Origin of the sequence: Thermomicrobium roseum DSM 5159 (genome assembly GCF_000021685.1) — a bacterium.
Lineage (GTDB): Bacteria > Chloroflexota > Chloroflexia > Thermomicrobiales > Thermomicrobiaceae > Thermomicrobium > Thermomicrobium roseum.
Window position 1 is genome coordinate 247223 of sequence record NC_011959.1, and the last position, 24433, is coordinate 271655.

At 64.3% G+C, this 24433-nt stretch carries 23 protein-coding genes, 1 other RNA gene and 1 pseudogene; 8 read left to right on the forward strand and 17 right to left on the reverse strand.

What is annotated here, in order from left to right; genetic code table 11:
• Positions 1-3: 3 nt before the first annotated feature.
• Together TRD_RS01135 and TRD_RS01140 are read right to left on the reverse strand one after the other, a co-directional pair.
• Complete coding sequence (locus TRD_RS01135; protein WP_012641649.1) at positions 4-459, reverse strand: dTDP-4-dehydrorhamnose 3,5-epimerase family protein; 456 nt, start codon at positions 457-459, stop codon at positions 4-6.
• A gap of 21 nt (positions 460-480) precedes the next feature.
• Positions 481-1290 carry a class I SAM-dependent methyltransferase gene (locus tag TRD_RS01140; RefSeq protein ID WP_012641650.1) on the reverse strand — a complete coding sequence of 270 codons (810 nt, stop codon included), beginning with the start codon at positions 1288-1290 and terminating at the stop codon, positions 481-483.
• Positions 1291-1460: 170 nt separating this feature from the next.
• Here TRD_RS01140 and smpB point away from each other — a divergent pair, with 170 nt between their 5' ends.
• Both smpB and ssrA read left to right on the forward strand, forming a co-directional pair.
• Complete coding sequence (smpB, locus tag TRD_RS01145; RefSeq protein ID WP_012641651.1) at positions 1461-1943, forward strand: SsrA-binding protein SmpB; 483 nt, start codon at positions 1461-1463, stop codon at positions 1941-1943.
• A gap of 184 nt (positions 1944-2127) precedes the next feature.
• Positions 2128-2480: a transfer-messenger RNA gene (gene ssrA / locus TRD_RS14035) on the forward strand.
• 398 nt (positions 2481-2878) lie between these two features.
• Here the strand turns inward: ssrA and TRD_RS14560 are convergent.
• The 15 genes from TRD_RS14560 to TRD_RS01210 all read right to left on the reverse strand — a co-directional run bounded on the left by TRD_RS14560 (position 2879) and on the right by TRD_RS01210 (position 15000).
• Positions 2879-3103 (reverse strand): hypothetical protein, encoded by a 225-nt coding sequence (locus TRD_RS14560; RefSeq protein WP_143714585.1) that lies wholly within the window; start codon positions 3101-3103, stop codon positions 2879-2881.
• A 14-nt stretch (positions 3104-3117) separates the two neighbouring features.
• A complete protein-coding gene (locus TRD_RS01150) occupies positions 3118-3471 on the reverse strand; it encodes a hypothetical protein (RefSeq protein ID WP_012641653.1) in 354 nt (117 codons plus the stop codon).
• Positions 3468-3944 (reverse strand): EVE domain-containing protein, encoded by a 477-nt coding sequence (locus TRD_RS01155; RefSeq protein ID WP_012641654.1) that lies wholly within the window; start codon positions 3942-3944, stop codon positions 3468-3470. Before TRD_RS01155 ends, TRD_RS01150 begins: the two co-directional genes overlap by 4 nt.
• A 431-nt stretch (positions 3945-4375) precedes the next feature.
• Positions 4376-4768 carry a DUF2267 domain-containing protein gene (locus tag TRD_RS01160; RefSeq protein WP_041435889.1) on the reverse strand — a complete coding sequence of 131 codons (393 nt, stop codon included), beginning with the start codon at positions 4766-4768 and terminating at the stop codon, positions 4376-4378.
• Between the two features lie 185 nt (positions 4769-4953).
• Positions 4954-5808 carry an amidohydrolase family protein gene (locus TRD_RS01165; protein ID WP_012641657.1) on the reverse strand — a complete coding sequence of 285 codons (855 nt, stop codon included), beginning with the start codon at positions 5806-5808 and terminating at the stop codon, positions 4954-4956.
• Positions 5780-6796, reverse strand: a complete 1017-nt coding sequence (locus tag TRD_RS01170) for an aldo/keto reductase (protein WP_012641658.1) — start codon at positions 6794-6796, stop codon at positions 5780-5782. Before TRD_RS01170 ends, TRD_RS01165 begins: the two co-directional genes overlap by 29 nt.
• On the reverse strand, positions 6793-7173 hold the full coding sequence (locus TRD_RS01175; protein ID WP_012641659.1) for an L-rhamnose mutarotase: 381 nt from the start codon (positions 7171-7173) through the stop codon (positions 6793-6795). The genes TRD_RS01170 and TRD_RS01175 overlap by 4 nt, the downstream gene beginning before the upstream one ends.
• A gap of 13 nt (positions 7174-7186) precedes the next feature.
• On the reverse strand, positions 7187-7939 hold the full coding sequence (locus tag TRD_RS01180) for an SDR family NAD(P)-dependent oxidoreductase (RefSeq protein ID WP_012641660.1): 753 nt from the start codon (positions 7937-7939) through the stop codon (positions 7187-7189).
• A gap of 19 nt (positions 7940-7958) precedes the next feature.
• On the reverse strand, positions 7959-8984 hold the full coding sequence (locus TRD_RS01185) for a carbohydrate ABC transporter permease (RefSeq protein ID WP_012641661.1): 1026 nt from the start codon (positions 8982-8984) through the stop codon (positions 7959-7961).
• Positions 8985-8994: 10 nt separating this feature from the next.
• Positions 8995-10173, reverse strand: coding sequence for a carbohydrate ABC transporter permease (locus tag TRD_RS01190; protein WP_012641662.1), 1179 nt, complete (start codon positions 10171-10173; stop codon positions 8995-8997).
• A gap of 22 nt (positions 10174-10195) precedes the next feature.
• Positions 10196-11731, reverse strand: a complete 1536-nt coding sequence (locus TRD_RS01195; RefSeq protein ID WP_012641663.1) for an ABC transporter substrate-binding protein — start codon at positions 11729-11731, stop codon at positions 10196-10198.
• Complete coding sequence (locus tag TRD_RS01200; RefSeq protein WP_052294027.1) at positions 11728-12549, reverse strand: IclR family transcriptional regulator; 822 nt, start codon at positions 12547-12549, stop codon at positions 11728-11730. The genes TRD_RS01195 and TRD_RS01200 overlap by 4 nt, the downstream gene beginning before the upstream one ends.
• 600 nt (positions 12550-13149) lie before the next feature.
• The gene (locus TRD_RS13420; protein ID WP_012641666.1) at positions 13150-13905 is read right to left on the reverse strand and encodes an E3 ubiquitin ligase family protein; all 756 of its coding nucleotides are present in this window, start codon (positions 13903-13905) and stop codon (positions 13150-13152) included.
• 615 nt (positions 13906-14520) lie between these two features.
• Positions 14521-14697, reverse strand: coding sequence for a hypothetical protein (locus TRD_RS14565; RefSeq protein ID WP_012641667.1), 177 nt, complete (start codon positions 14695-14697; stop codon positions 14521-14523).
• Positions 14698-14703: 6 nt separating this feature from the next.
• Complete coding sequence (locus TRD_RS01210) at positions 14704-15000, reverse strand: hypothetical protein (protein ID WP_012641668.1); 297 nt, start codon at positions 14998-15000, stop codon at positions 14704-14706.
• A 701-nt stretch (positions 15001-15701) separates the two neighbouring features.
• Here TRD_RS01210 and TRD_RS01220 point away from each other — a divergent pair.
• The 6 genes and pseudogenes from TRD_RS01220 (at position 15702) to TRD_RS01245 (ending at position 24428) form a co-directional block, all read left to right on the forward strand.
• Positions 15702-16742 (forward strand): annotated as a pseudogene (locus TRD_RS01220) (ABC transporter substrate-binding protein).
• A gap of 355 nt (positions 16743-17097) precedes the next feature.
• The gene (locus tag TRD_RS01225) at positions 17098-18558 is read left to right on the forward strand and encodes an FAD-linked oxidase C-terminal domain-containing protein (protein ID WP_012641672.1); all 1461 of its coding nucleotides are present in this window, start codon (positions 17098-17100) and stop codon (positions 18556-18558) included.
• A 9-nt stretch (positions 18559-18567) separates the two neighbouring features.
• The gene (locus TRD_RS01230) at positions 18568-19863 is read left to right on the forward strand and encodes an FAD-binding oxidoreductase (protein ID WP_012641673.1); all 1296 of its coding nucleotides are present in this window, start codon (positions 18568-18570) and stop codon (positions 19861-19863) included.
• Between the two features lie 21 nt (positions 19864-19884).
• Positions 19885-21234 carry a (Fe-S)-binding protein gene (locus TRD_RS01235; RefSeq protein WP_012641674.1) on the forward strand — a complete coding sequence of 450 codons (1350 nt, stop codon included), beginning with the start codon at positions 19885-19887 and terminating at the stop codon, positions 21232-21234.
• Between the two features lie 39 nt (positions 21235-21273).
• Positions 21274-22452 carry a carboxypeptidase-like regulatory domain-containing protein gene (locus TRD_RS01240; protein WP_012641675.1) on the forward strand — a complete coding sequence of 393 codons (1179 nt, stop codon included), beginning with the start codon at positions 21274-21276 and terminating at the stop codon, positions 22450-22452.
• A 2-nt stretch (positions 22453-22454) separates the two neighbouring features.
• Positions 22455-24428 carry a S9 family peptidase gene (locus TRD_RS01245; protein WP_012641676.1) on the forward strand — a complete coding sequence of 658 codons (1974 nt, stop codon included), beginning with the start codon at positions 22455-22457 and terminating at the stop codon, positions 24426-24428.
• Positions 24429-24433: the final 5 nt, after the last annotated feature.

The window sequence follows — 24433 nt, forward strand, 5'->3', positions numbered from 1 at the left end:
CCTTCAGCGATACTTGATCTCCCACGAGTACGGGATTTCCGGTGTGTCGTAGGGCAAGCGATATTCGTCCGGATCGTCCGCATCGTAGGGCTCGGTCGGGAAGTTGAGTAGATAACAGGGTTCCGTCCCAATGTTCTTGAACCCGTGTGCGACACCCGGCGGAATCTTGAGAACGATCCGATTGTCATCGCCCAGGAAGAATTCGTTGAGCTCGCGGTAGGTCGGTGACTCCGGACGCAGGTCGAACAAGGGAACCTTGATCATCCCGCGGATGCAGACGAAGTAATCGGTCTGTTTCTTGTGCCAATGCCAGGCGCGGATGACCCCGGGCCAAGAGACGGACACGTAGCACTGACCGAACTTCTCGAAGAAGGGATCGTCGCAGCGAATGAGTTCGGTCAGCGAACCGCGCTCGTCGACGTGGGTAACCAGCCGCTTGATTTCGACACCGTGGATCACAGCCGTGCCTCCGCAACGATCTCACGCTCGACGCGGAGCGAGTATAGCCGGGGAAAGCTGGCGCTGCGCCACGACGAACATCTGCGGGCTCTCGTCGGTAAGCGGATCGAGATCGTACGAGCCATAGATGGCTTCGACAGCGAACCCAGCCTGTTCGAGCAGGAGTTCCAACTCGAAGCGATGAACGAAACGAAGTTTGTAGCTGACGACCCGGCGTGTCACCTGGCCGGAGTGCGCATCGGTCCGGTCGTAAAAGAGTGTCGTGGTGATCGTCTGCTCCGACGGATGCACGCTGCGACTGGCGAAGCGGTCGAGGCGACTGCCGTCCGGTAAGCGCCAGTTCCCGTCCCAGCTGAGCGGTTGCTCCAAGGCCTGGAGCTGCGCCGGGGTGGGGTGGAGAAGATCGAGGAGCAGGAGCCCGCCTGTGGTCATGACACGATGCAGTTCGGCCAGCGCTCGTTGCTGGGCAGTCCGATCGAGGAGATGGAGGAACCCGTTCAGTGCGATGATGGCGAGCCGGTAGAAACCGTCGGCCAGTGGCCGGAGATCGACCGCGTCGGCCTGGAACAGCTGGACATGCTCGAGTCCCTCGGCACGGAGACGTTCGCGAGCGCGGGCCAGCATAGCGGGGGAACGATCGACGCCGTGAACGGTGTATCCAGACCGGGCCAGCGGCGCGAGTAGCCGACCGGTTCCACAGCCGATCTCGAGGATCGGATCGCCGGTGCGCTGCGCGAAGGCCAGATAGACCTCGATGTCGTCGCTGAAGCGCGCGAACTCGAGGTCGTAATAGTCGGCGATGATCTCGTAGGCGTCGATCGTCTCGCCCATCCCCATCCAGTGTACTCAGCGAGGCCACCGAGTGCGCGGATCGGCTGCTGGCTGGATCGATCGGTGGCAACCCAGCAGAACGCTCGTTGCCTGGAGGCATCGTGTTGTCCTGTATCGTGGCTGGCGGAAGATGTCTGGAGCGCACCGGCGTGGCGGAGTAGGATTGAGGCATGAGCAAGGGAACAGCCAAGAGCCGCGAGGGCGAAAAGGTCATCGCGGTCAACCGTAAGGCGTACCACGACTATTTCATCGAAGAAGAGTTGGAGGCGGGCATCCAGCTCACCGGCTCGGAGATCAAGTCGATCCGGGCTGGGCGTGTCAACCTCCGCGATGCCTACGCGCGCATCGAGGACGGTGAACTCTGGCTCATCGGTATGCATGTCAGCCCGTATCCGGGTGCCAGTGGGAAGCACCAGCACGATCCGACGCGTCCGCGCAAACTGCTGGTGCACAAGCGGGAGCTAGACTATCTCCGCGGCAAGCTGGAAAAGCGTGGGTATACGCTCGTGCCGCTCCGGCTGGTCATCCGTCGGGGCTTGGCCAAGATCGATCTCGGCCTGGCGCGCGGCAAGAAGCAGTACGACAAGCGCGAGGCGATCGCCGAGCGGGAGGCGCGGCGCGAGATCGAGCGGGCGATCAGCCCACGGTGGTGACGGTTCGGGCCTGACGGGAGCGATTTCCCGGAGAAGGAGCCGATGCGCGTCGCGCGAGCGCAGTGCGCTGGCGAGGACGCGAAGATCGGGCGAGCGCCCGGCTGGGCCGCCGGACAGGGCTGACCTCTTGGCAGAATACTCCGAATGCGGTATACTTTCGTACGCGCTCGCGACGACGAGCCCTGGGGATGACTGGATTCGACAGGGCCGTAGGTGCGAGGATTGCAGGTCGAGGTCGCCCACGAACTCGTAAAAAGGGGCAGCCAAGTAACTGGCGAGCGCGAACTCGCTCTGGCTGCGTAATTCACGCAGCCACGTCTGCCCGGACCCTTCCCTGGTGGGTTCGGAGCGGGCGCCGCAAGACCGGGGTGCCCCTGGCCCAAGCGCCGGTGCGGGCCAGGTCAAGCGTGATCCGGCTCGGCTGACCGGGATCCTGTCGGTGGGAGCCTGGCAGCGACAGTAGAACACCGACTAAGCCTGTAGCATATCCTCGGCTGAACGCTCTGGACGGGGGTTCGACTCCCCCCATCTCCACCAGAAAGCGCCTCGGCAGCTTGTCGGGGCGCTCGTTTTCTGCACCCCGCGCGGCGCGAAACGCACGAGGTCGCTGGGCGAGCGCGAGGGATGCTCTTTGCCGCGTTTCACCGGGCGATCGGTGCCGGTGAGAAGCGTCCGTCCTCGCATTCCCGGTCGAGACTGTGGGGCACGTCGCCGTTCTTCCGAGGCGGATGCGTCTCACCGGACGCCATCGTCTTGGTCCTCGCTCTCTCGCGACGACCGGTCCGTCACGTTGGTCGCTTGTCGATCGCCGTTTTGCGGAGATTCCGCCTGTCGTGCGACAGGAAGCAACTCGGCATAGCAGCGTGGCTGCTTGCTTGCCGCCCAGCGATCACCTGGCCAGGCTGGCCACCGCTCGCACGGCGGAACACGCGGACTCAGACGTGTCCGACCCGGAGCAGCGTCAACTCGTATGCTTCCCCGACCCGGCGCACACTGAAAAGGCATCCAGCGTATCGGATCGTTGTTCCATCAGGAACGTCCGGCGGAATCGGCACGATGCGGGAGTGGACTGGGATGCGGATCGGAAGAAGTTCCATCGTCCGCTCCCGATCCTCTTCCCGATACGGCGTGTGTTCACCGCAACGTGGACAATAACCCATTCGCTCACCCTCTCTCACCTGGCACGCTGACCCTGCTGGCCTCCGAAATACGCAGCGACCCCGCTCAGTGTGCCGGCGTAGATGGCAGCCCCGACGCCGAAAAACCAGAGTGTCGCGGTTCCCAACTCCAGATGGGCGAGTACCGGAAGGATGAAGCCGACCACGAGACCAGCTGCCGTCGCCTCGACGAGGCCGAGCACGAACGCCTCTCCAGCGCGCAGTTCTCCGACGACGCCGGCGGCAAAGCCACCGATCAGTGGCGACAGTGGTCCCAAGACGAGGTGCAAACCCGGCGGAAGGATGCTCAGGACCATCACCGCGAGCGCGACACCGAGACCCTTGATCAGACGCCAAACAGTGCGCGTCATGGGGCAACGCTCTGCCTATTCGCTGCCTGGACCAGCGCTGTGCGGATCAGCTCGTAATCATGCTCGTCGATGCGATGAAGCTGCCCTTGGAAGGCTAATCGCCAATGGTCTTTTGGCCATTTCTGGACATGATGAAGCTGAAGGGCGATGTCTTCAGCAGGAAGATACACACCAGGAGGTAGAGCGATCTCCGGTTCGATCTGGACACGCCACGGATAGTCTTCCGCCGCTTTTTTGGGGTCCTTGCTTTTCCAGATCGGTGTGTGATCCTCGAAAGCGTCCGAGGTGACCCGAGCAATGGCAGCGAAGCCCTGGATACCGGTCACATAGTAGACGAGTCGATCACCAGGACGCATCGCCTCAGCCTTCTTGCGGTGACGCGACTTGAAGCCCTGGACGGTGAAGCCGTGCGCCTGCGTCGCCTCCAGGTTCTCGGCCGATCCGACGAGGATCCAGTACTGCGGCTCAGCCATCAGTCTTCCCTTCCCGCATCGCTCGTTCTGCCCGTCACCAGTCTACTGCGGATCCGCACGGGGTGCTCGGCAGGATATTCCGAGCGTGCGACCAGTGGTCTCGCCGCACGAGAGGAGAGCAGCGCAACCTCGCCGTGACCGTTGGCTCGTGAGAGCAGGAGCGCTCTGACCCATGCGGTCACCTCTCGAAAAGGCTCGAACGCGACGATCCGTCGTCGCCGCGGCGAGGAGTTCCGGTGACTGGGGCGGACGGGAAGGAACGATCCGTTCACTCGGCGGCGACCGAATCCTGACTGTCGCTCTTGCCAGGTCGGCGAGGATGGAGCGACCACGTGTTCAGCAGGGGAGTCGATCGGAGGAGCCGAACGATCGGTGCCCTGGCCCGAGCGTCGCTCGGACCAGGGCACTCCCGTGGAGGGAGGGACGTCGTTTCAGCGCGGTCCTTCCCACTCGAAGAGCGGTGCGTAATCGGGACCGAGCTGATGCTTGACGTCCTCGATTTCGCCGGCACTGACCGCTTCTTGGACGACGCTCATGACCGCACGAGCCCAGAAGGCGGCTTCCGGCATCGGCGCGTGCAGTCGCTCAGCGACACGCTCATAGAACTCCTTGAGAGACATGTGCCGTCCCTCACCGGCATGAGGATATTCTAAGATGTAGTCCTTTACGATCATCGGGAGTTGTGCGGCCAGGTCTTTCGCTTCGCCCCCAGCTAGCCGCTCCGCGAGCGTCTCCAAGACGGCACGAGTGACCCGTTCCGCTTCGCCCCGAGAGGCCAAACGTGCCCGATGCTGGACCTTGCCGATGAATTCGTCGAACTGCATAGCCATCCCTCCCTGCCTCATCGACTCGTGCACATCCAGCATGCCCGAGCGCGCTGGTTCGTGCAAGCGCTCGCCTTGTCGTCTTCCGGATGCGAATCGACTCGTGCGGAGCGCAACGAGCAGAACCGCTGGCAGGCAACCTCGGGTGGTTCCCTGGTTACCGGGACGCTCGGACACGATCGACTTCACAGACGGTAGACCCGCTGGGCGTTGCCACCGAAGATCGCTGCCCGTTCCTCGGTCGTGAGCCCGGCGGTGAGCGCTTCGTAGGTGCGGAACGTGCTGAGATAGTCAGCGGCCAGCGTCGCCACCGGCCAATCGCTCCCCCAGAGGAGGCGCTGTGGCCCGAACCGGTCGAGTGCGAAGTCGACGACTGGACGGAGCGTCTCGACCGTCGGACGTGGGCCGGCCTCGGTCAGGAGACCGGAGAGCTTGCACCAGATGGTGGGATAGGGGACGAGCGCTGCCATCCGCTCGCGCCACAACTGGAGGTCGCCACTCGCGATGGGTGGCTTGGCCAAGTGGTCGACGACGAGCGTGAGATCCGGGAAGCGTTCGGCGAGGCGTGGAACATGGGGAAGATGCTCGACGCGAACCAGAAGGTCCAGGGTGAGGCCACGTTCGGCGACCGCAGCGATACCGCGTTGCACGGCGGGTGAAGCCAGCCAGTCCGGATCGGGGACGTTCTCGGCCGTCGCTCGGACGCCGCGGAAGGCAGGATGACTCGCCAGGCGGTCGAGCTGCTGATCGACCTCTGGCGCGGCGAGGTCGACCCAGCCGACGACGGCGACGATCCAGGGATACCGCTCGGCGAGCGAGAACCACCACTGGTGATCCCACTCGGAGCGCGCGGCCTGCACGATGACGATGCGATCGACACCGGCAGCCAGCCGCTGCGGATCGAGGTCATCCGGCGTGAAGCTCCGCCGCAATGGGCGGAGCTGCTCGACCAGGTCGGGTGTCATCCAGTAGAGATCGGACCGCTCGATGTCCCAGAAGTGGACGTGCGTGTCAGTGATCGGCACGCCGGCGATCGGCATCCTCGCTTCCTCCCTCTCCGGTCGCGACGAGCTGGCCTGTCTGTGGGTCGTAGGGAAGCGGTTCGACCTGGTTCAGTTCGTCCCACAAGGCATCCGGGATCGGCCAGGTGGCGAACTGGATCGTTTGGGTGACACGCTCCGGTCGGCTCATACCGACGATCGTGGCGCTGATGCGAGGATCGCGCAGCGAGAACTGCAGGGCCGCCGCGGCCAGCGGGACACCGTAATGGGCGCAGACCGCCTCGATCGTCCGCGCGCGCTCGATCTCGTCAGGCCGTGCCTCGCGATACGCATAGCGGGGGAACGCACTCGGTCCTTTGGCGAGGAGGCCGCTTCCATAGGGCGCGGCATTGACGACGGCGACTCCAAGTTCGTTCGCACGCTGGATCAGCGGCTCGGCCGTCCGGTTGAGGAGCGTGTATCGATTGTGGGTGATGACCACCTCGAATACGCCGGTTTCGATGTAGGCGATGAGCATATCGATCGGACCAGCGGCCACCCCGACATGCTCGATGACTCCCGCATCGCGGAGCGCGAGCAGTGCCTCGACCGGACCGCCGGGTGCCATCGCCTCAGCCACCGACAAGCCAGCGTGCTCGGGGTCGTGAAAATAGACCAGCTGGAGCCGCTCGAGCCCGAGCAGGCGGAGGCTGCGCTGGACCGAGCGGCGGACTTGCTCAGCGTCGAAGCGGCCGGTGGCCAGATCGCGGTCGGCCTTGGTCGCCAGAACGTAGCCAGGTGGAAGGCCACCGAGTTCGCGGAGGACGATCCCGATGCGTCGCTCGCTCTCACCGTCACCGTACGCAGCCGCAGTATCGAGGAACGTGATCGGGCTGCTGAAGATCGCGCGCAGAGTCGCCAGAGCCTGCTCTTCCGGCACGCGGTAGCCGAACGCTTCGGGCATATCGCCGAGCGGCGCGCAACCCGCGCAGACGCTGCTGACCTCGAGTCCCGTGCGGCCCAGTACGCGACGAGGCAGCGACATCATGACCGGGGTTCCCTTTCCTGCGCGAGGCCGTGACGGTGCTGCGGCCAATCCAGGTCGAAGACGAGCTCCATCGGTGCCCACCATTCGTCGGGGTTCGCCTCGGGCGCGCGTTCCTGGAGCGTCGCCATGAGGCGGTTCCACTCGGCTGAGACAGGGTCCTCGTTCACGCGCGAGAAGTCGCGTGCGAGATCGAACGCGTCGTCGGTTTCGATGTACATGAAAAGCCGACGGCCGCGCAGAAAGATCCGCATCGTGTGGATCCCGACTTCGCGGATCCGGGCGCACACCTGCGGCCAGACCGCCTGGTGGTATTGGATGTAGGCCGCGATCGCGTCCGGATCGTCGCGCAGGCAGAGGGTGAGACCATAGCATTTCATCGGCCCGACCTCCTCACTGGGCGAGCCAACCACCGTCGATGACGAGAATGCTGCCGGTCACCGCGGCGGCCTCATCGGAAGCCAGGTAGAGCGCGGCTGCCGCGACCTCCTCTGGCTGCACCAGGCGCCCCATCGGTTGGCGCGCTTCCAGTGCTCGGCGTGCGGCGACCGGATCCGGTTCTCGCGCGACCAGTCGCTCGACCCACGGGGAGTCGACGGTTCCTGGGCAGATGCAGTTACAGCGGATGCCTTCGCGGACATAGGCGATGGCGATCTGTTTGGTCAAGGTGACGACAGCTCCCTTGCTCGCGCAATAGGCGGCTCGCTTGGGGATACCGATGAGGCCGGCGACCGACCCGATATTGATGATCACGCCCGAGCGGCGGGCGAGCATGCTGGGAAGCGCATACTTGCAGCACAAAAAGACTCCACGCACATTGACCGCGAAAACGTTCTCCCACTCGGCCAGATCAGTCTCGACGAGATCCTTCGTCGTGCCGATCCCGGCGTTGTTCACCAAAATGTCGAGGCGACCGAAGCGGTCGAGTGTCCGCTCCATGAGCGTGCGCACGCTCGCTTCATCGCGCACATCGACGTGGTCGGGAACGATGCGTTCCGGTGCCCGCCGGGCTGTTTCCTCGGCCGCAGTGGCGTCCAGATCCGCTGCGATGACGAGTGCACCGGCGGAGGCGAACCGCTCGGCTATTGCACGACCGATCCCGGAACCAGCACCGGTCACGAGGGCGATACGGTCGTGGAGTTGCATCGGCCTGCCTTCCTCCTGTTCATCCGCGCACGGCACCGAGCAGAAGACCGCGCGCGATGTACCGCTCGAGGACGAGTGCGAGCGCGATGACGGGTGCGATCATGAGCAGGATGAGGACCGACATGTACCACCACTGTGGACCGCGCGTCGCGTTCTGCGCTGCCACGAGCAAGGGCATCGTTTGCGCCTTGGCGCTGCTCAGGAAGAGGGCGAGCAGGTACTCGTTCCAGGCCAGGACGAAGATGAACAGAAATGTCGCGACGAGACCGGGTAGAGCGAGCGGCAGAACGATCCGCCAGAGAATTTGGTAGCGGTTAGCCCCGTCGATCGCGGCACTCTCTTCCAGTTCGATCGGGATCGTGTGGAAGTAGTCACGCAGTAGCCAGACGGCGATCGGGAGGTTCGCCGCGACATAGGACACGACGAGTGCCGTCCGCGTATCCAACATGCCGAGCCGCTGGAAGAGAATGTAAATCGGGATCACGATGGCAACCGGTGGAAGCATCCGCTGCGAAATCATCCAGAAGGCGATGTCGGCATTGCCGAGCTGCGGACCAGCTGCACGCCGCAAGGCGGTTGCACGGGCGAGGACGAACGCTCCCAACGCACCGGCCACCGCCAATGGCCACGGCAGTCCCAGTTGGATACCGATGCCAGCGAGAATCGCGCCAGCGAGAAAGACGACGACGCTGGCCAGTCGGACGCGATAGGTGAAGCGACTCAGCCCGTAAGTCGCTGCGGCACCGAGGAGCAAGGTAAGGATGGAACTGGTTCCTCCGACGATAACCGTATTGAGATACGGGCGAAGCGTATCGTTGCCGAGATCGACCAGGATGTAGTGCCAGGCATGCAGCGAAGGCTGGAAGTCAACGAACGGCAGATAGGTTGGTCCTTCGTTGACATGAACTGGAAGCTTGAAGGCGGTGATGGCCAACCAGTAGAGCGGAAAGAGAACGACCGCTGCCCAGAGAGACAGAATGGCGTAGGACACGAGGGCGGCGAGGGGTCCAGGGCGAGTCGGGCTAGTCTGCCAGCGGAGTGCCATGACGATCCCCCTAAAGCGCTTCGCTCACTCGGCGGTGAAGCAGCCGCACGTACGCGATGCCGACAAAGGTGACGACGAAGAGGAGCGTATAGGCGACAGCAGCGGACGTGCCGTAGTCGAGCGATCGCCAGAGCACGTAGGCGTGCAGGGTGAGTGATTCCGTGGCGGTGCCTGGTCCCCCACCAGTCAAGACGTTCGGCATATCGAAGATCTTGAAGGCTTCGATGAGCCGGATCAGGATCACGGTGCTCGCCACCGGAGCGATTTGGGGAAGCGTGATATGCCAGAAGATCTGCCAGCGGTTGGCACCATCGACGATCGCCGCTTCGATCGGCTCGGGTGACTGGCTTTCCAGTGCTGCCAAGAGGACGATGAACATGAACGGCGTCCACTGCCAGAGATCACCGATCATGACGGCGATGCGTGCGCCCCACGGGTCGTTGACCCAGCTGACGTTGGCGTAGCCGAGCCAGTTGGCGATCGGGGCGAACGGTCCCTTGCCAGTGTCGGTCAGCATGCGGAAGGTATAGGCGACTCCGACTGGCGTGATCATCATGGGGAGGAGAAAGACGACGCGGAAGAAGCGTCGTCCTGGTAGCTGCTGGGCGCAGAGCGCGGCGAGCAGCAGTCCGACCAGGAATTGCAACGCGACGCCGCCGAAGACGTAAACCCAGGTCACGACCAGCGTGCCGGGTCGTCCGCCACTGACCACCGTTCGGCTGATGAGCCACAGTGCGAGGAGCAAGCCGAGCGCGACCGTCCCGTGGCCGAGCAGACGAGGGAAAGTGAGCGGGCCGCTACGCAGCGCGCGTCCGAGCAAGAAGACGGTCAGGGCACCCGTGGCCAGGAAGAACAGCCAACCGGCCGTATCGAGCCTGGCTAACTGACCGAGGAAGTGCTGCTGCTCGGAGCCCACGAAGAGCTTGCGATAGTTGGCGAGCCCCCGGAAATGGATCTCGAATCCGCCAGAAACTGGTTGGAAGCGCGACAGCGAAAGATAGAGCGAGAACAGGAGTGGAAAGATGGAAAGGACAAGGATGACCAGTACGGCTGGGAGGACCAGTACTGCCCCCGCCTGCTGGTCGGCCCAGCTCACCACTCGCTCGCGGCTGAGGGGGATGCGGCGGGTCGGTGCCGCGACCGCATCCCCTGTTCGTGGTGGTAAGACACTCGGTCGAGTCTGCCGCACGAGTCACGTGATCCTTACGCATTCAGCGGATGCTCAAGCTGGCGCGATAGGCCTGCTTCTGCTTCTCGCGTCCGAGCTCATCGGTGATCTCGTTCCAGCCCTTGGTCAGTTCCTCCATGGCTTGCTTGGTCGTCAGTTCGCCGGCGAGATAGCGGGAGAGCACGGTATCGAGCACAACGCCCTGGTACCGCTGCGCGCCGGGGATACGGAGATCGAGTACCATGTTGGGGCTGTTGAGGCTCGCCTTGATGGCTCCCAGATAGTTCTTGGCAGCCGCCTCGCTCATCCCGGCCTTGACCCAGAGATCGATGTTCTCGAACTGGGAAATGCGATACGGGTTGAATCCGGTCTTTCCGATCGTGACGTCGACGTTGGATTGAGCCGGTTGGCTCATGTAGGACAGGAAGGCATAACCCGCGTCCTTCACCTTGGCCGGTGCGTTCTTGTTGATCGCGCCCGACCAGCCACCGAAGGCCGCATACGGCGCGTGGTTCACCCCGTTGATCGCGTGCGGGCAGGTGTTCTGGTCGCAGGCGACCAGCTTGCCTGCCTTGCGATCGAGCACCTCCTTGGTGCCGGGCAGGATGACCGCACCGACCTTGTCCTTCACTTTGGACTGCTCGGGATCGATGGCGAGCGTGCCGATATCGCCCCAGTCGAGCGTGAGCGCGCAGCGCCCGGTGACGAAGGCAGCACGGCTGTCACCGACATCCCAGTTCAGTTCGTCCGGTGGCCCGTACTTGCCGGTCTCCTTGTAAATCTCCAGCGCTCGCTCGAACGCTTCGTTCATGGTCAGCGGTTCCATGGTGTCGACATCGAAGAAGGCGCCCTGCTGCGTTCCCTGACTCTGCAGGAACGAAGCGGCGATCGACCAGAACATCCAGTAGCTCTGGGCTCCGCGGCGCTTGGCGATCCCCGAGCCGAAGTCGGGCACACCGTCGCCGTTCAGGTCCTTCCCGTGGAACTTCTGCGCGATAGCGAGATAGTCCTCCCAGGTCTCCGGTGGCTTGAGCCCTTCGGCCTCGAGCAAGTCCGTCCGGTAATAGACCATCTGGAAGTCGCCGTCCAAGGGGATGGTGTAAATGCGGCCACCGTAGGTAGCACTGAAGTTGCGGAAGAAGGGCGCGATATCGTCCCACTGCAGCGCGGGATCGGCTTCGATGCGCGGGGTAAGGTCCTCGAGATAGCCGGGCTCGACGTAGTCGGCCATCCACTGTGGGGCGAAGACGATGACGTGATAACTGTTGGTACCGGTCGTGAAGTCGGTCAAGATCTTCTGGTAGAGGTCAGCGAAGGGAACCGTGATCACGTTGATCTTGGCGCCGGTGAGCTTTTGGAACTCGGGCGCGCGACGCTGCAGCGGCTCGGCGATCTGTGGCCCGGTGAAGGTGATCACGTTGACCTCGACGCCCTCGAACTGCTTGCCGGCGGCCGGGGTTCCGGCCGATGGAGCAGGGGTGGGTGTCGCCTCACCGCGGCGACAGGCAGCGAGCAGCGCGCTCCCTCCTGCCACCAGCATGGTGCCGAGAAACTGCCGACGCGAGAGTTTCCTCGTCATGGTGCAACCCTCCTCCTCGAACTAGGAATTCCCATCCGATCGATCACTCGATCATCGACCCCGCTGAAGCCGAGTTGTCGGGAAAGCTCGTCGGCCGCCGCTCGGGCTGCTCTGACGAGTTCCTCCACGCGCTCGACGCCGATACGGGTCACCGGTACCGAGATGCTCAGAGCGGCCACGACGACACCATGCGCGTCGCGGACCGGCGCACCGAAGCACCAAACGTCGGGAAGCGTCTCACCGCGATCGATGGCGAATCCCTGCGCGCGAACCTGAGCCAGCTCGGCGCGAAGCGCGTCCGGATCGGTGATGGTGCGCGGGGTGAGGGCGACCAGCGGCCCTTCGGCCAAAAGGCACCCGAGTTCGTTCTCTGGTAGCCAGGCCAGGAGGCACTTCCCGAGGGACGTGGCGTGCGCGGGTAGGCGCGTCCCGACCTCCGAGGCCAAGCGAACCCATTGGGTGCCTTCCTGCTTGCCGATGTACAGCACCTCGCGCCCCTGAAGGATGGCGAGCTGGATCGTCTCGCCGAGTTCGCGGGCCAGCGGACGCGCGACCTCCGTGAAGGCGCGGATCAAGTCGCTCTGACGAGCGTAGGCGCCAGCGAGTGCCAGGATGTGGGGGCCGAGCCGATACCGTTTGCTGGTCTCCTCCCGGATCAGGAGACCGGCCTCGACCAAGGTTGCGAGGACGGCATGCAGCGTGCTCTTCGGCTCGCCGATCGCCCGGGCCACTTCGCTGAGCGTCAACCCATCGCTGGCTCGCGCCACGGCGTCCAGGCTCGCCACCGCACGCCACACGGCTGGAGACTGTACCGGCATCGTCACCACTTTCGTTCGGAATCTCGAAAGTTGTTCCGCTCTCCGAACTGTCTCCATCCTAGGGGTAATAGCGATGGTTGTCAAGAGGGGAGTGTGCGTTTCGGTGATTCTCCTCACGGGAGATCGCGAACGGTCGTGACACAGCGCGTGCCGGGATCGTGCTGGGGGCCGGGATGATCGGCAGGCTTCGTATCTTGGCCATTGCGACCTCAGGGAATTGCGGAATGGATGGAGATCGGCCGGCGCCGCGTGTTCCCGATAGGGTGCGACGGCGAGTACCGACGGGAACGGTGGAGCGATCGCTGGGAAGCATCGAACGGGCCAGGCTCGGTGGGCCGAGTTTCTCCGGTTAGACTTTGGAGTACGACAGGAGCAGGAACCGTATTGCCTCGCGCCGTCTCGGGTCGGGCAGCCCCTCTGGACGCCTGTCAGACAGGGTGGGGCTTGCCGAGCAGGGTGCGCTGACTGATCGATCGCGCCCTAGTGCGCTCATCGTCCGAAGCGAGTGTCCGGCTGGTACGAAGCCTGGTTTCCGTTGGGTCAAGCTCCACTGTGGCCAAACGCTGCTCGGGCCTGCGCTTGTTCCGAGCTACCCGCGGATCAGGAGATGCTGATGACCGATTGCACGAGCAGCGCGATCAGCAACATCCCCGCAACGACGAAACTCGTGATCGCGCCGGCCAGGAACAGATAACTGCGCCGGCGGAGGCTGGTGGCAAGCTCTTCCTCGGAGCGGGCGCTGATCAGGAATTCACGCAAACGACTGCCCTCCGGGGGACGACCGATGCTGCCGTCGTCCTGCAGCACACCGAGGACGTACACCGGATACCCGACGAGCACCGCCTCTTCGATCTTCCGGTATCCCAGTGTCCGCCATTCGGCCGCGCGGACTTCGACTGACATCCCAGCGATGCGCAGCGTCGCTCCCTCCCCATTCTCCACGGGCTCGAATCGGTCGAGGAGCTTGCGCCCGTCGATCTCCGCGCCGACGGGGTCGACAGCGACGCGACCGGTGCCGTCATCGACCTCGAAAGCGATGCGCTGCTCGTTTTGGGCAACGACCTCCGAGAGCCGACCGCCCTTCTTGCTCCTGCCGTGCCGCTCCACGACTCGCTCGGTCACCGTGCGGTAGTACACGCAGGGTTGGCCAGTGTACTCGCTTCTCAGCGGTGTTGCGCAGTGCACGGTTCCGGTGATCTCGACCATCTCTCCGGGGATCCGCTCATGCAACTCAGCGATCGGGCAGGTCGCCACGAGACGCAGGAGCCGCAGCTGCTGACGCGTCCGGCGATACCCGATGAGGCAGACCAAGCCAACACCGGCCGTTATGAGGAAGCAGAGCGTGACGAAGATCATCTGCTCTCCTTCGGGATTCTAGATCCACGTGAGCATATTGTGCTTGCTCTCTGGGCAGACGTCAACAGGCCGCAAGCTTCTCGGAACGTGTACTCGGTGAGCAGAGCACTCAGCTGCTTCCTGTGCCGAGCAGGCGAGCGGCACCACAAGGAGCTGTCGACGAGCGAGCCGATGTGGCGCGCCGGCCCTCGCCTACCGGGAAGACGAGGGAGCGTGCCAGGAAGACATCCGTCGTGGGGTCGCAAGGATCCTCCGCTCTCGAGCGACCGGAGCTGCTGGTCGGCTGGGAGCTGCTTGGGGAGGGGTGCGCAGGGGTGGAGCCTAACCTGGAACAGCGAGGCTGGTACTGGGCGATGAACACGAGGTGGCAGGCACGCGCGGCGAGGCACGGACCAGCTGATGGGTGGATCGATGGAGCGCCCCGGTATCGGGCCGCGCTACCTGAATGGCCGAGTACGCGTTGGCTCTCCAGACGAAACAACCACCGACTGGCCTCGCGCTCGGCAGCGGGTCGAAGGGATCCGGGCCGATAGCATGAACTCGCGCGAGCGACAGTGCAGAAACGCCTGCTCCGCGTGGGAGCCGCGAACCGCTCATCCGTCTCTCGACGAGTACTCAGGTCGGCTGGCCGGTCAGCCGTTCGCGAACGCGTGCCACGCAGGCTTCGAGTCGAGCCATTACCCACCGGAGCAGGCGGCGACGGAGTTCTCGCCCACTCGCGGGGGCGAAGAGCAAGCCGAGTGCGAGACCCCAGGTAAAGAATTTCGCGGCGGTGCGCAAGCGGTCCAGCATCGCTCGCTAACTCTCCGTGCTGACCGTTACCTCGCTCGTCGCTGAACGCACTGCGCTGGCTGACTGCTCCCCTGCGGAGAACCGTGTCTCGAGCAACCCGCGCGCCGATGCGAGCCGCTCGCGCGCGAGCGCGGCGATCTGCTCGCCCTGGCTCCGGGCTTGCTGAGCCAGCTGGCTGGCTCGTTGGCGCCAGGCCACCGAACCGGCTCGGCGCTCCGAACTGGACAACCAGATAGCGAGCGCGCCGATCGCGGTACCGATGAGGAAACCGCTGAGGAAGCTGCGGATGAATCCTCGTCTCATGGCCAACCTCCCTCCCGGTCTCTCCTCTTCTGCCGACCGGACCGTGCAACAGCAGTGTAATCGGTCAACTGCGACGGGACAAGGGGGAAATCGACATGATGGAGCCTGTGAGGCGCTGCGTCAGCGATCCGGAGCAGTGAGCTGGAATCATGCAAGTCTATTCTCGGAAAGGTGGGGAAAAAGGTCCGGTTCGCTCCGGTCGAGCGCTCGACTCCGACCGATCGGAACGAGGTGCTCGCGTTCGGTTCCGTCTCCGACAAAGCTCCGAGACGAGAGCGAGTGTTTTCGGGGAGTCCGACAGTATCGACGAAACCAGCATCCTCGCTGGCGATTCCTCCAGCAGGCTGGAGGATGGATGAGCGAGGCTTTCCGAACAGACTTTAGTAATAAATCCTATACTACCCTCGGCTCGACGATGAAGCGCGGGGACGAGAGTCGAACGGAGGTTGGAATGTGTTCGGGGATAAGAATGACGCGGCGCTCGCTACTCGGCTTGGGATGTGCCGCGGCCAGCGGGATTCTAACAGCGTGTGCAGGGGCGACGACGAGATCGGTTCCGGGTTCGCCCGCGGGGACGGTGAAGGAAGCATCTCCCCGGTCGATGGCGACGGCTACACCGGCATCTTCCGTGACGGGTGAGCCGGTACGGGTCGGTCTGTTGGTTGCTTTGTCCGGCCCCTTCGCTTCCCACGAGGGAGCATTTGGTCCGCGGGCTCGAACTCGCACTCGATGAGGTCGATGGGCAAGCCGCTGGGCGAGCGATCATCGTACGGGTCGAGGACAGTGCGGGGAATCCCGAACAAGCTGTGGCGAAGGCGCGTCAGCGCGTGGAGCGCGAACGTGTCCATATCCTCGCCGGCGTGACGCTGAGCAGCGAGGCCGGGGCACTCCGCGATTCCGTCGTTGCCGCTGGTATTCCGCTTCTCGTGAGGAATGCCGGGCTACCAGGCTTGACGCGTGATCCCAAACGGCGCAGCCCGCTCATCTTCCGTGTCTTCTTCGCCAATGGGCAACACGAGGCTCCCTTCGGTCGCTACGCCGACGAGAAGCTCGGCGACCGCCGCGTTGTCCTGACCGGCTTGGACTACTCGGCCGGGCACGACAAGCTCGGGGCATTCGGTCGCCATTTCCAGGCAGCAGGAGGGAGGATCGTCGGCGAGGTGTTTGCACCGGTCGACACGGCCGACTATGGACCCTACCTGCAGCGGATCCGGCAACACGATGCTGATGCAGTTTTTGCTTTCTACTCCGGGGTCGATGCAGTGCGCTTCGTCTAGCAATATGCCGAGTTTAGCTTGCTGGAGCGGTCACCCCTCTTCGGTTCAGGTGAGACGGTCGACGAGAGCATCCTTGCGGAACAAGGTGAGGCCGGGCTGGGGTTCGTCAGTTCCTCGCACTAGGCGGTACTGTACGACTCGCCCGAAAACCGCCAACTCGTCCAGCGGTGCCACGAGCGCCTCGGTGTCGGGGCGAACCAGTTCGTCAATCAGGGTTACCTGACCGGTCGCGTGATGACCGAGGCGCTCCGTGCGGTCGATGGAGCAGTTGAGGAACGGGGGCGATTCCTCGCTGCACTCCGAGCAGTCGAGTTCACTGGTCCAACCGGTCGGTTCCGCTTCTACCCGGAATCCCAAGGTGCCGTGATCACCGTCTTCGTACGTCGTGTCGAGCGACTGCCGAACGGTGAGTTGGGCAACGTCATGCTCGACCGAGTCCGCGATGTCGACGATGTCTCGTTCTGACGCGGGTGCGAGCGGTTCGTGGGGCATCGACTCGGTTGCGGCGACACCTGTGATCCGGCTGTGCAGTGGCACCGTGACTTCCCCTGCCGGTCCGCACTCGTGCGCTTCTACTCTGTGGCGGCGGGTTACTCTCCCTGCGATCCGATCGAGGCGAGCATTGCGAGGGAGCGGGGGTGGAGCGTGCGCTGGCGATTAGGCGAATGCTGGTGTCTCCAAGGGTCGACCGGATCTGTCCACCCAGGAGAGCCGGTACCGATTGCGGCCTCAGGGGTTCCGTCGCATACTTGAGGCGAATCGGCGCGCCGGCTCGATCGGTTTCGCTGTGCCGGTGCGTGATCGAGAGAGGATTGCTCCCATGGACCGTGCAACGATCCGGAGCCGTCTCGTCGAGATCGTCGGCTCGGATGGAGTGCTCGACGATCCCGAAGAACTCCTCGTGTACGAATACGACGCATCGGACGAAGTCTTTGCGGGGCATCATCGCCCGGATTTCGCAGTACTCCCGCGTACGGCGGAGCAGGTGAGTGCGGTCGTGCGCCTGGCGAACGAGTTCGGGATTCCGGTTGTCCCACGCGGTGCTGGCACCGGGCTCGCTGGTGGAGCGCTGGCTCTGCGGGGTGGGATCGTCGTGGTCGTCACCCGGATGAATCGGATTCTGGAAGTCAACGAGCAGGATGGCTATGCCATCGTCGAGCCGGGGGTCATCAACCTCGAACTCACGCAGGCATTACAGCCGCGAGGTTATTTTTTCGCTCCCGACCCAGCTTCCCAGCGTGCCTGCACGATCGGTGGGAACGTCGGGAACAACTCCGGTGGGCCGCATTGTCTCAAGTACGGAGTGACGACGAATCACATCCTCGGTTTGGAGGTCGTCCTGCCGGACGGTGAGCGGATCTGGACCGGTGGACCGGTTCCCGAGACGCCGGGCGTCGATCTGACCGGTGTGCTGGTCGGTTCCGAGGGGACCCTCGGCATCGTCACCAAGGTGATGGTGCGGCTGACGCGACTCCCCGAGGCAGTGAGCGTGCTGTTGGCGGCTTTCCCGAACATCGAGTCGGCCTCGCATGCCACCTCGGCGATCATCGCAGCGGGGATGCTCCCGGCAGCACTGGAAATGATGGATCAACTGACGATCAAGGCGGTCGAGGATGCGTTTCATGCCGGCTACCCGCGTGAGGCGGGGGCGGTGCTGCTCGTCGAACTCGATGGCCTGCAGGAAATCGTCGCGGAGAATACCAGCCGGGTCGCTGAGCTCTGTCGCCAGCATGGGGCATGGGAGGTGCGGGTCGCCCGCACGAAGGAGGAGCGCGATCTCCTCTGGCTCGGACGTAAGTCGGCTTTCGGGGCGATGGGACGACTGGCACCCAACTATTATCTCGTCGATACGACCGTGCCGCGGACGAAATTGCCTGCGACTATGCGGCGAGTCGAGGAACTCAGTCGGGAATACCGGCTGTCGATCGCCAACGTCTTCCATGCGGGCGATGGGAACCTCCATCCGCTGGTACTGTTCGATCGGCAAAGACCAGGCGAGGTCGAGCGCGTTCTGGAGTGCACGACCGAAATCCTGCGCTACTGTGTGGATGCCGGAGGGACATTGTCCGGCGAGCACGGGATCGGCTTCGAAAAGCGCGATTACATGACGCTGGTCTTCACGACCGAAGACTTGTGTGCGATGGCTGGCTTGAAGCGAAGCTTCGATCCGCGTGAACTCTTCAACCCGGAGAAAGTGTTGCCCACCGGTTTCCGCTGTGGTGAGGTGGCTGCGTTGCGGCAGCAGGCGATCGCTCAGCGGCTCGGCTTGGAGTACGTGTGAGGGAGCGGGATGACCGGGACGACGCGACTCGCGCCAGGAGTGGCCATGGAGCGTCTCGCTGAACTGGGCGCTCCCCACGATCCCCGTGCCTATCGTGTGGATGGCCTCGAGCCTCTGGTCGCCCTTGCCCCCGAGACACCGGAAGCGGTCGCTGAGGCACTGGCCGTCTGTGCTGCGGCCGGACTGGTTGTCATTCCCTGGGGCGGCGGTCGGCAGATGGGGTTGGGGAACCTCCCTGAGCGATACGATGTCGCCCTCGATGTGCGGTCGCTGAGCGCGATCACGCATTACGAGCCAGACGACCTGACGATCGCTGTCCAAGCGGGGCGGAGCATCGCCAGCCTCAGCAGCGAACTGGCGGCTCATGGGCAGATGCTGCCGATCGAGGCGGCTGACCCGGAACGTGTCACCATCGGTGGCCTGGTCGCCACCGGAATCGGTTGCCCGCGGCGCTTTGGGTACGGGAGCTTGCGCGATCTGATCATCGGCATCACCGTGGCGTTGCCGGACGGGACGCTGGCGCGCGGTGGCGGCATCGTCGTCAAGAACGTCTCGGGTTATGACATGATGCGGCTCCACTTCGGCGCGCTCGGTTCGCTCGGGGTGATCATCCAGGCCAACTTCAAGGTCCTTCCGGCGCCGGAAGCGCAGCGGACGCTGCTTCTCTCCTTCCGGGAATCGGATCAGTCGGCTGCCGCCGCCCTCACCCTGCGCACTTCGCAGCTCGCGCCGACTGCGCTCGTCGTGCTCGCGCCGCCAGTAGCCAAGCGGCTCGCCGATCTGGAGCGCTGGGTGTTGGCCGCACGCTGCGAGGGACCGGAGGGAGCGGTCGAGCGCCAAGTCGAGCGCCTGCGTGCGAGCGTGGAGACAGCGAGCGGCGAGTCGGTCGTGCTCGATGACCGCAAGACGCTGGCCTTCTGGTCGTCGGTGCAGGGAGAACTGGAAGCGACGCCGTTCGATCGCGAACTTCGGGTGCGGATCGGCGAGTTGCCGTCCCGGCTCGGCGAACTGGCAGCGCAGCTCGAGCGCCGTTATGGCAGCGCACTGCGCAGCCTCGTCCTCGACAGCGGGAGCGGATTGGCCTACGTGACGGTCAGTGGAGAGCCGGTCGAGCTCCGTGCTTTCTGGGGTGAACTGCGCGAGCTGGGCCGACACGCGACGCTCCTAGGTGCGCCGATCGAGGTCAAGGCAGGAGAGGATGTCTTCGGGCGACATCCGGAGGGAATCCCGGTGATGCGCCGACTCAAGGAGACGTTCGACCCCGAGCGCATCCTCAACCGCGGGCGATTCATCGCCCATCTCTGAGCATGGAGCGAGGAGGCATCGATGACAACGGCATCGGCACCGGCGCGCCTGCGTGGTTTCAGTGGTCGGGATGCGCCGTCGTACGACGCGATCCGGAAGTGCGTCCATTGTGGTTTCTGCCTGCCGTCTTGCCCGACCTACCGGGTCACCTGGCGAGAGCGCTCCTCACCGCGCGGCCGGATCTGGCTCATGAAGTCGGTCGCCGAGGGACGACTGGATCTGCTCGATCCCGTGTTCGCTGAGGAAATGCAGCTGTGCCTCAATTGTCGAGCGTGCGAGGCCGTATGCCCGAGCGGCGTGCATTACGGCGAGATCCTCGAAGCATCGCGCGCCCAACTCGTGCAGCATCGCGAGCAGTCATGGCGCGAGCGACTCTTCCGTCTCGCTGGTTTCCGCATTCTCCTGGGCGACATGCGTCGCTTCCGAGCGGCGAACGCACTCCTGCGCTGGTACCAGCGCAGCCCCCTCCGGCCGCTGGTTCGTCGCAGCGGTGTCCTGCGGCTGCTCGGTTTGGAGCAGGCTGAGGCGTTACTTCCGGCTATCGCGGATCGCTTCGTCGTGGCTGATGGGCGTTTCGTGCCGGCCCAAGGGGAGCGGCGTGGCCGGGTGGCGCTCTTCACCGGTTGCGTGATGAGCACTGCGTATGCGCACGTGCACGAGGCGACGATCCGCGTCTTGACCCGCAACGGCTTCGATGTCGTGCTCGTTTCTGGACAGCAATGTTGTGGTGCGCTGCATGTGCACAGCGGCGAGCCGGAGTTGGGTCGCCGGCTCGCGCGACAGAACATCGAGGCGCTGGAGTCACCGTACCTCGATGCGATCATCGTCAATGCTGCTGGTTGCGGCGCAATGCTGAAAGAATACCCAGCGCTATTGCGGCAGGATCATGACTATGCTGAGCGAGCTCGACAGCTGGCTGGAAAGGTCCGCGACGTGCTCGAGTTCCTCGTCGAACGCGGCCTCACGGCACAACCGGGTCCCTTGCCCTGGACCGTGACGTACCAGGAACCATGCCATTTGGCGCATGCGCAGCGGATCACTCAACAACCACGTGTCCTGCTGCGCACCATTCCCCAGCTGCGACTCGTCGAGATGGCCGAATCGGCGCTCTGCTGCGGTTCGGCCGGTATCTATAACCTCTTGCAACCGGACATGGCGTCGACGCTCTTGGCGCGCAAGCTGGACAACGCGTTGGCTACCGGCGCGGACGTCATCGTCTCAGCCAATCCCGGGTGTATGCTCCAGCTGGAGGCTGGACTCCGGGCGCGCGGCGTGCGCCTCCCCGTCCTCCATTTGGTGGAAGTGCTGGATCGGGCTTACGCGGCGGCGGAAGGCAGGCCGGCTGACATTCTGGCAGCGGTCGCTGACTGATCGCCTGCGCAGCTCTCGTGCCATCGTAAGGAGCGCTCGGTGGTGCGTCGCGGACTCGGACGCTCGTTCCTCTTCGTTTGGCTCGCTTTCATGCTCTCTGCGTTGCCGGCTCACGCGCAAGAAGGAAACGGCGCCATCAGTGGCCGGGTGCAGAACGGGACGGCTGGTGGTGGACCGGTCAGCAGCCTCACGGTGACTCTGCGCCACTTCGCTGGGATGCAATTGGCCGAGGAGCGGCAGACGCAGACTGGCCCCGACGGATCGTTCCGCTTCGATGGGTTACCGACCAGCCCGCAGGACGCCTACCTGGTGGTCGTCCGCTATGCGGGTGTGGACTACGTCAGCGGCATGGTGCAACTCCACCAGCAACCGGAGCAGACGGTCGATCTCACGGTCTACGAAACCACCACGGATCCCAGTGCAATGCGGATCGCCTCGCGCTCGCTCGTCATCGCTGGTGCGTCACCGGAGTTGAGGGCGGTCGATATCATGGACATCCTCATCGTCGAGAATAGTGGTGACCGCACGTATCTCGGGGATCGATCCGGTGTCGTCCTGCGCATACCGTTGCCCCGAGGGGCGCAAGAGATCAGTCCGCAACCAGGATTCGATTACGGCCAGCCACGACTGGAGGATGGTGTGCTCCTGACAACCGGTCCGCTCCCACCTGGCTCGCAGACGGTCGTCTTGAGCTATACCGTCCCTTACGAGGGAACGCGGGCGACGCTCTCCATCGGAACCGCGATGCCGACCAGCACGCTCCGTGTCCTGGTGCGGGACGGGACCTACCGTCTCAGCTCGCGCAGCTTGATCGACACGGGCACGGTCGAAGTGAGTGGCGTGACCTATCGTGTCTTGGCGGTCGATGCGCCAGTCGTCGGCGATATGCACGTCGTCCAGGTGAGTGGACTGCCACGTACCGGCTTGCTCTTCGATCTTCCTACCGGACCGATCATCGCGCTGGTAGTCGGTCTCGCTGGACTCGTCGCGGCAGCAGTGTTGACCGTGATCGTTCTTCGCCGACGCCGCGTGGGAACAGAAACGAGTCGAGCGGCCATCGACGAGCGGCTGCAACTTGCCGCTGAACTCAATCGGTTGGACGAAGCACGGGCAGCGGGCGAACTCGACGAGACGGCGTACCAGGAGCAGCGATCAGCTGTCCTGGCACGCTTGCGTCAGCTCGTCGCCCGCGAGCAGGGTGTCGAGAGGAGTGGCTGACTGTGAAACGATCGGTTCGTGCGGAGGATCTTGCGCTTCTCCAGCTGGCGAGCGATGCGCAGATCGCACCAGATGCGAGCGCTGTCGCCTATGTCGTGACGACGATGGATCTGGAAGCGGATCGGTATCGCTCGGCGATCTGGCTCGCGCGGACCGATGGCTCACCACCGCGCCGGTTCACGAGCGGAACGCATCGCGACACGATGCCGCGCTGGTCACCGAGCGGTGAGGAACTGGCTTTCCTGTCCGATCGCACCGGTAGCGACCAGTTGTGGGTGATTCCGCGGAATGGTGGTGAGGCGCGGCAGCTGACGAACTTCGTGGAGCCGGTGACCGGCTTTGCCTGGTCCCCGGATGGGCAACGCATCGCTGTCGTGACGCGTGCGCAACAGGCAGAGGGCAAGGTCGATCCGGAAACCGACGTCGTCCGCTTGACGCGACTCCGCTACCGCTTCGATGGCCAGCGGGGTTTTCTCCACGAGCGACGGAGCCATATCTGGGTCGTCGACCTGCGAACAGGGACGCTGGAACGCGCGACCGATGGTGACTGGGACGATGACTGGCCAGCCTGGTCACCGGATGGCTCGCAGCTCGTCTTCACATCCAATCGCACTGAGGAGCGCGAGTGGAATGCTGCGAGCGAGCTCTGGCTCCTCCGCTTCGATGCGGCGGGCCGCACTGTCGATCTCTCCTGTGTCACCGGCGGACCATCGGCAGCGTTCGGGCGACCGAGTTGGTCGCCGGATGGGCGACTCATCGCTGCTGTCGGTCACTTCGAGTCCTGGGCGGGCTCGGCACGGCACAAGCGACTGTGGGTGATGACGCCGGACGGGAACGAGCGCTGGAACCTCTCCGCTGACTTCGACGCGACCCTCGAGGATAGCTTGCTCACCGACGCGTTCGGACCGTCGAAGCCGGGACTGCTCTGGTCGCCGGATGGTCGCTGGATCTTCACCCAGGTGAGCGAGCAGGGGGCGGTCCGCCTCTACCGGTTTCCGGTCAGTGGCGGTGCCCCGGAGTGCATCATCGGTGGTGCACGGCGCGTGCTCGACTTCAGCTTGAGCGCTGATGGGCGCTGGATCGCGGCGGTGATCGCGGGTCCGGTCGATCCGGGATCGGTTTGGCTGATGGCAGCAGACGGGAGCTCGAGCCGATGCCTGGCCGATCCCAACGCGGCCTGGAAAGAGGAGGTCGAAATCCTCGGCCCGGAGGAAATGTGGGTGTCGAGCCCAGTCGACGGGCGTCCCATCCATGCGTGGGTTCTCCGGCCTGCGAACGCTGGCGATGAGCGGGTGCCACTCGTCTTGTCGATCCATGGCGGGCCGCACGGAATGTACGGGTGGGCCTATTGTCACGAGTTCCAGGTTCTCGCGGCGGAAGGGTACGGAGTGGTCTACGCGAACCCGCGCGGGAGTCAGGGGTACGGAGAGACGTTTCTGGCGTGCACGCGCGGAGCCTGGGGCGAGGCCGATATGCCCGACCTCATGGCGGTCGTCGACGCGGTCCTCGCCCAAGGGTGGGCGGACCCGGGGCGTCTCGGCGTCTGCGGCGGCTCGTATGGCGGGTACATGACGAACTGGATCATCGGCCATACCGACCGTTTCCGCGCGGCGGTCTCCATGCGATGCGTTTCTGAACTCGTGAGTATGTATGGGACGAGCGATATCGGCGTCTACTTCAGCGAATGGGAAATCGGTGCGACCCCGTGGGACGATCCGGAGCGGTACCGCCGTCTTTCTCCGCTCACGTACGCGCCGAATATCCGCACGCCGCTTCTGCTCCTGCACGCTGAGGAAGACTGGCGCTGCCCGATCGCGCAGGCTGAGCAACTCTTCACCTGGCTGCGCCGCTTGGGGCGCACGGTCGAACTCGTCCGCTTCCCGGGTGAAGGTCACAACCTGACTCGAAGCGGCCGGCCACGTCACCGGCTCGAGCACCTCGAGCACGAGTTGCGCTGGTTCCGGACGTATCTCTAGAGCGC